Raw genomic sequence first — 5503 nt, 5'->3', positions numbered from 1 at the left:
TCGCGGGCGGCGTCGAGCAAGGCGTTGCGTTGGGAGCTGGCAATCGGCGAACCCGAGGCCAGCCACAAGGTGCCCAGCACGCGCCGGCCGGCCATGCCCAGCGGCGAATCCAGCAGCAGCGTGTCGCTGGCATCCAGCCGGGCGCGTTCCAGCCACACGCCGGGCAGTGCCATCTGCTGGGTGATGCGACCGGCATCAAACGCCTGGTTGGCCGCCGGCAGTCCCAGCGCCAGCATTTCCCAGCCCATCATTTCGGCACCGGGTGCCAGCTCGAAGCGCAGCCGGTTTTCGGCCAGGCAGCCGCGGTAGGCAATGGTTTCCAGCGGCAGCCATTCCAGCCGCGCGCCGGGTGCGAGCTGCGCATGCACCGTCTGTGTGGCGAGCTCACCCGCGCTGCGGTAGAAGCGCGTGGCGCCAGGCGTGGTGATGACGGCGTGCGTGCCTTCGGCCTGCTGGATTTCGACCTTCAGCTCATCCCCGCCAACGATGCCACCGGGCGGATGCACCAGCACGTGGTGGCAGATGCCAGGGCCTTCGGGGTAGAGCCGCTGCAGCACGCGCAGCGGGCCGGAGTGGCGGTCCAGCGCGATGGTGCGTTCGCCATCGCGGGTGTAGTGCAGGTGCAGGTGGCCTTGCCAGCCCATGAGGTGAACGCAGTAGAAGCAGGAGCCGGCAGTGTAGAAGCTGCCGGCGCCTCGGTCTTCAGCGCGTGTGCCAGAAGCGCCGGTGCAGGGCCAGCAGTTCGTCGCGCAGCTCGGCCAGCGGGCCGATCACTTCGATGGCTTTCTGCCCGCGCGCGAACAGCTCGCGGCAGGGCAGGTCCAGCGTGGGGTTCTCGGCGTGGTTGCCGGTGAGGGCCAAAAGGTCTGCCTCGCTGGCGCCGTAGACCAGGCGGCCGATGTTGGCCCAGTACTGGGTGCCGGCGCACATGGCGCAAGGCTCCAGCGTGGTGACCAGCGTGCAGTCCCACAGCATGGCTGGCGCATACAGCCGCGCGGCCTCGCGTGCCAGCACCGATTCGGCGTGGTTCACCGTGTCCACATTGCCCTGCGTGAGCAGCACGGTCTCGCCGTCCGGCGCCACCAGCAGCGCGCCGAATGGGTGGTGGCCAGCGTCCATCGCCTGGCGGGCGATGGTGTTGGCGGCGCGCAGGTGCTTGAGGGTGTGCTCGTCGGTCCAGGTGGTGGCCATTCAGGTGTCTCTTTCAATGACCTTGCGAGCCGCGGTGGGCCCAGCCGGTGGTGCGTTTTTCGATCACCGAGAAGAATTCGTACATCAGCATCGCCATCGCGCCGACCACCATCAGTCCGGCAAACGCAAGCCCCATCTGCATCGACGAGCCGGCCGAGACCAGCAGGTAGCCGATGCCTTCGTTCGAGGCCGTCATCTCCGAGACAGTGGTGCCGACAAAGGCCAGCGTGATCGCGACCTTCAGCGAACCGAAGAAATACGGCATCGAGCGCGGCAGGCCGACCTTCATCAGCACGTCCCAGCGCCTGGCGCCGAGCACGCGCAACACGTCTTCCAATTCTGGCTCCAGCGTGGCCAGGCCGGTGGCGATGTTGACGGTGATCGGGAAAAACGAGATCAGGAAGGCGGTGAGCACCGCCGGGCCAACGCCAATGCCGAACCACACCACCAGGATGGGCACGAAGGCCGCCTTGGGCAGCGCGTTGAAGCCGGTCATCAGCGGATAGATGGCGGCATAGGCCAGGCGCGAACTGCCGATCAAAAAGCCCAGCAACACGCCGACCACGATGGCAATGCCAAAGCCCGTCATCGTGACCCAGTAAGTGCGCCAGGCGTGCTTCAGGATCTCGCCACGGAATTCGACGATCTGCTCCCAGATCTTCAGCGGGCTGGGGAAGATGAATTCGCTGACCTGCAGGCCGGTGCACAGCGCCTGCCAGATGACCAGCGTGAGCACCAGCAGGATCCACGGAGAGATGGCTTCAAGTCGCCTGGCCTTCGCTGCCGCGGTGGTCATTGCGCCACCTCCACGCCCGTCTTTCGCACGGCCCCAATGTGCCCGCGCAGCTCATGCACGATCTCCGAAAACGGCGCTGAGTAGGTGACCTCCAGGTCCCGCGGGCGCGGCAGTTCGATCTCGCGCTTGACGACGAAGCGGCCGGGGCTCTTGCTCATGACGTAGACGGTGTCGGCGAGGAACACGCTCTCGCGCAGGTCGTGGGTGACGAGGATGACGTTGAACTTCTGCGCCGCCTGCAGGTCGCGCAGCGTGCACCACAGTTCTTCGCGGGTGAAGGCGTCCAAGGCGCCAAACGGTTCGTCCAGCAGCAGCATCTTCGGCTCATGCACCAGCGCACGGCAGATGCTGGCGCGCTGCTGCATGCCGCCCGAGAGCTGCCATGGGAACTTGTCCTCGTAGCCGCCCAGGCCCACGCTTTGCAGCAGCTTGCGCGCCTTGGCTTCGTACTCGGCCTTCTTCTGCTTGAAGCTGCTGCGGTAGGGCTCGACGATTTCCAGCGGCAGCATGACGTTTTGCACGGTCGTGCGCCACGGCAGCAGGCTGGGCGCCTGGAAGGCCATGCCGGTGATCTTCAGCGGCCCGGTCACTTCCTTGCCTGCGATTTCCACCGTGCCGCGACTGGGTCGCTTCAGGCCGGTGGCCAGCTTCATGAAGGTGGACTTGCCGCAGCCCGAAGGCCCGACGATGGCGATGAACTCGCCCTCGTTCACCTGCAGGTTGATGTCTTCGACGGCGAATTTTTCCTCGGCCAGCAACTCGTCGTTGTAGGCCAGCCAGACGCCACGGAAGTCCACGAAGGAAGGCATGCCGATCTCACTTGCCGAAGATGTTGCGCTCCGCGGCGCTGGGCAGGAAGCTGCCGTTCCAGACAGTGTCGGGGTTGATGCGGCCCTTGGTCGTAAAGGCATCGGCCACCTGGCTGGCCATCAGCGCCAGGCGTGGCTTGTTGATGTCGCCAAAGCCTTCGGCTTTGGCGTCCGGCGTTGCGACCGAAGCGTCCAGCGCCATCTTCAGCCGGCGCTCTTCGAGCTCGGCGTTGATGATGCCGTCGCGCGCCTTGACCACCGCAATCGCGCCCTTGGTGTCGGCCATCACGGCCTTGGTGCCCTTGGTGAAGGCGCGCAGGAAGGCCTTCACGGCTTCCGGGTTCTTCTTGAGGAAATCTTCGCTGGTGATGATGGCGTTGCCATACAGCTTCACACCGTATTGCGGGTAGCTCATCACCGTCACGTCGGCCGGCTTCACGCCACGCGCTTCCAGGCTCAACAGCGAGGTGAACGAGAAGCCGGTGATCGCGTCCACATCGCCCTTGGCGAGCATCGTTTCGCGCAGCGCCGGGTCCATGCTGATCCATTCGACCTGGCCCACGCCGTTGGCCTTCTGGAAGATGGGAAAGCCGCGGCGGCCGGCGTCGAACACCGGCGCGCCCAGCTTCTTGCCGGTCAGGTCGGCGGGCGTCTTGATGCCGCTTTTCTTCAGCGCCAGCACTGCGGCCGGCGTGTTGTTGTAGACCATCATCACGGCGACCGGCTTGTTCGGCGCGCTCGGGTTGTTGGCCTGGAACTCCATCAGCGCGGCCATGTCGGCAAAACCCATGTCGTAGGCGCCGGAGGCCACGCGGTTGACCGCGTTGCCCGAGCCGTTGCCGGCGTCCACCGTCACGTTGAGCTTCTCGGCCTTGAACAAGCCCTTGGACACCGGCACCAGGAACAGCGCGCTGGGGCCTTCGTAGCGCCAGTCGAGCTGGAACTTGATGGTGGTCTCCTGGGCCTGGGCCGAGACACAGAGCGCGAGGGTGGCGGCAGCGGCCAGCAGGCGGCGACGGCTGGCGGAAAACAGGGGCGCGAACACGGGCATGGGATCTCCACTCAAGGCACAAAGAGACGACGCAAGAACAAGGCCGCGGTGGATCACCTTCGTTCTGCATGCAAAGCTGTATGCAATTAGTGTGCGCAAGGTGCTGCGCTGCCCGCGCCGCGTGCGCGGCGCGGGAAATCAGCCCAGCAGTTCGTGCAGCGCCGCGGCCACGACCTGGGTTGCGCGGCGCAGGTCACTCAGCTGCAGGTGCTCGTCGGCGCGCTTGGCGTTGCTCTCCAACACGGTGCGCGGGCCTGCCCCGTAAATCACTGCCGGCACGCCGTGTTCCCCATAAAGGCGCACGTCGGTGTAGAGCGGCGTGCCGGAGGTGGGGATGGCTTCGCCGAAGACACGTTCGGCCTGGCGCTGCAGCGCCTGCGCGAGCTTTTCGTGGCCGGGCAGCGGCTGCAGCGCACGCGCCAGCAGCAGGCGCTTCAGCTCCAGCCGCACGCCGTGGCTGCCAGCCACCGTCTGCTCGATCAGCGTGCGCAGCTCGGCCTCGACCTCGGTCGCGTCTTCCTCGGGAATCATGCGGCGGTCCAGCTTCAGCACCACCTTGCCGGGCACGACATTGGTGTTGCTGCCGCCTTCGATGCGGCCCACGTTCAGGTACGGGTGGCGGATGCCGGCGACGGCGGAGGTGCGCTGGCGCAGCGTCGTGTCGCTGTAGTCGTACAGCGCGTTCAGCAGGCGGTTGGCCGCGCGCAGCGCGTCCACGCCGGTCTCCGGGTAGGCTGCGTGCGAGGCCAGGCCGTGCAGCGTGGCTTCCATCTGCAGGCAGCCGTTGTGCGCGGTGACGACCTGGTAGCTGAAACCGGCAGCGATCAGCAGGTCGGGCTTGGTCAGCCCCTGGCGCAGCAGCCAGCCGGGCCCAAGTTCGCCGCCGAATTCCTCGTCGTAGGTGAAGTGCAGCTCCACCGCGCCTTGCGTGGGCCGCTGGCCCTCGGGCAGCGCGGCCAGCGCGCGCAGCGCGAAGGTGTAGCTCGCGAAGTCGCTCTTGCTGACGGCCGAGGCGCGGCCATAGAGCCTGCCGCCTTCGCCATCGTCCACCACTTCACCGCTGTACGGCCCGTGGGTCCAGCCTTCGCCGGGCGGCACCACGTCGCCGTGCGCGTTCAGCGCAATCGTCGGCCCGCCGGGGCCGAAGCGGTGCCGCACGATCAGGTTGGTGATGGACTGCATGCCTTGCGCGGCGACCTCGTCGGCCGGCACCGCATGCGCCTCGGCCTGCAGGCCCATGCCGGCCAGCAGCTCGGCGGTGCGCTCGGCGTGCGGCGCATTGTTCCCAGGCGGCGTGTCGGTCGGCACCTGCACCAGGGCCTGCAGGAAGCGGGTTTCGTCGTCGAAATGGGCGCTGATCCACTGGTCCAGCGAAGCGAAGGCGGGGTTCATGGTGTGCTCTTGTTCTGAGGAAACGCCGGGCCGCCCCAAGTTTCCTCATCCCCCTTGGGGGGCGGGCTGGGCGCCGCCCAGTCCTGGGGGCTCTCGTTCGCCAGATCCTGCAGCAGCTTGGCAAAGGCCTGCACCGCCAGGTCCATGTCGTGCGCGGTGCTGCTTTCCAGCGGGTTGTGGCTGATGCCGGCGTTTTCGCCGCGCACAAAGAGCATGGCCTGCGGCATGGCTTCGTGCAGCTTCATCGCGTCGTGGCCGGCGCCG

General features: G+C 66.9%; 6 protein-coding genes and 1 pseudogene. All 7 read right to left on the bottom strand.

Going from position 1 to position 5503, the window contains the following annotated elements; translation table 11 throughout:
* The coding region (locus tag FKP22_RS19575; protein ID WP_141289383.1) for an urease accessory protein UreD at positions 1-644 on the bottom strand (644 nt) is incomplete at its 3' end.
* A 58-nt stretch (positions 645-702) separates the two neighbouring features.
* Positions 703-1191 (bottom strand): nucleoside deaminase, encoded by a 489-nt coding sequence (locus FKP22_RS19570; RefSeq protein WP_141289382.1) that lies wholly within the window; start codon positions 1189-1191, stop codon positions 703-705.
* 13 nt (positions 1192-1204) lie between these two features.
* The gene (locus FKP22_RS19565; RefSeq protein ID WP_141289381.1) at positions 1205-1987 is read right to left on the bottom strand and encodes an ABC transporter permease; all 783 of its coding nucleotides are present in this window, start codon (positions 1985-1987) and stop codon (positions 1205-1207) included.
* The gene (locus FKP22_RS19560; RefSeq protein WP_141289380.1) at positions 1984-2796 is read right to left on the bottom strand and encodes an ABC transporter ATP-binding protein; all 813 of its coding nucleotides are present in this window, start codon (positions 2794-2796) and stop codon (positions 1984-1986) included. The genes FKP22_RS19565 and FKP22_RS19560 overlap by 4 nt, the downstream gene beginning before the upstream one ends.
* A 7-nt stretch (positions 2797-2803) precedes the next feature.
* Positions 2804-3847 (bottom strand): ABC transporter substrate-binding protein, encoded by a 1044-nt coding sequence (locus FKP22_RS19555; protein WP_141289379.1) that lies wholly within the window; start codon positions 3845-3847, stop codon positions 2804-2806.
* Positions 3848-3985: 138 nt separating this feature from the next.
* Positions 3986-5239 carry a M20/M25/M40 family metallo-hydrolase gene (locus FKP22_RS19550; RefSeq protein ID WP_141289378.1) on the bottom strand — a complete coding sequence of 418 codons (1254 nt, stop codon included), beginning with the start codon at positions 5237-5239 and terminating at the stop codon, positions 3986-3988.
* Positions 5236-5503, bottom strand: a pseudogene (locus FKP22_RS19545) (hypothetical protein); the annotation flags it as partial. The gene FKP22_RS19550 and the pseudogene FKP22_RS19545, both read right to left, overlap by 4 nt.

The organism is Ideonella azotifigens (assembly GCF_006519715.1).
GTDB classification, from domain to species: Bacteria; Pseudomonadota; Gammaproteobacteria; order Burkholderiales; family Burkholderiaceae_C; genus Ideonella; species Ideonella azotifigens.
This window is presented reverse-complemented; position numbering and strand designations above follow the sequence as displayed.

Bases quoted from the DNA above. Each gene is read 5' to 3' on its own strand.
- FKP22_RS19560 (WP_141289380.1), bottom strand. From the start codon at position 2,796: ATGCCTTCCTTCGTGGACTTCCGTGGCGTCTGGCTGGCCTACAACGAC.
- FKP22_RS19570 (WP_141289382.1), bottom strand. From the start codon at position 1,191: ATGGCCACCACCTGGACCGACGAGCACACCCTCAAGCACCTGCGCGCC.
- FKP22_RS19555 (WP_141289379.1), bottom strand. From the start codon at position 3,847: ATGCCCGTGTTCGCGCCCCTGTTTTCCGCCAGCCGTCGCCGCCTGCTG.
- FKP22_RS19565 (WP_141289381.1), bottom strand. From the start codon at position 1,987: ATGACCACCGCGGCAGCGAAGGCCAGGCGACTTGAAGCCATCTCTCCG.
- FKP22_RS19550 (WP_141289378.1), bottom strand. From the start codon at position 5,239: ATGAACCCCGCCTTCGCTTCGCTGGACCAGTGGATCAGCGCCCATTTC.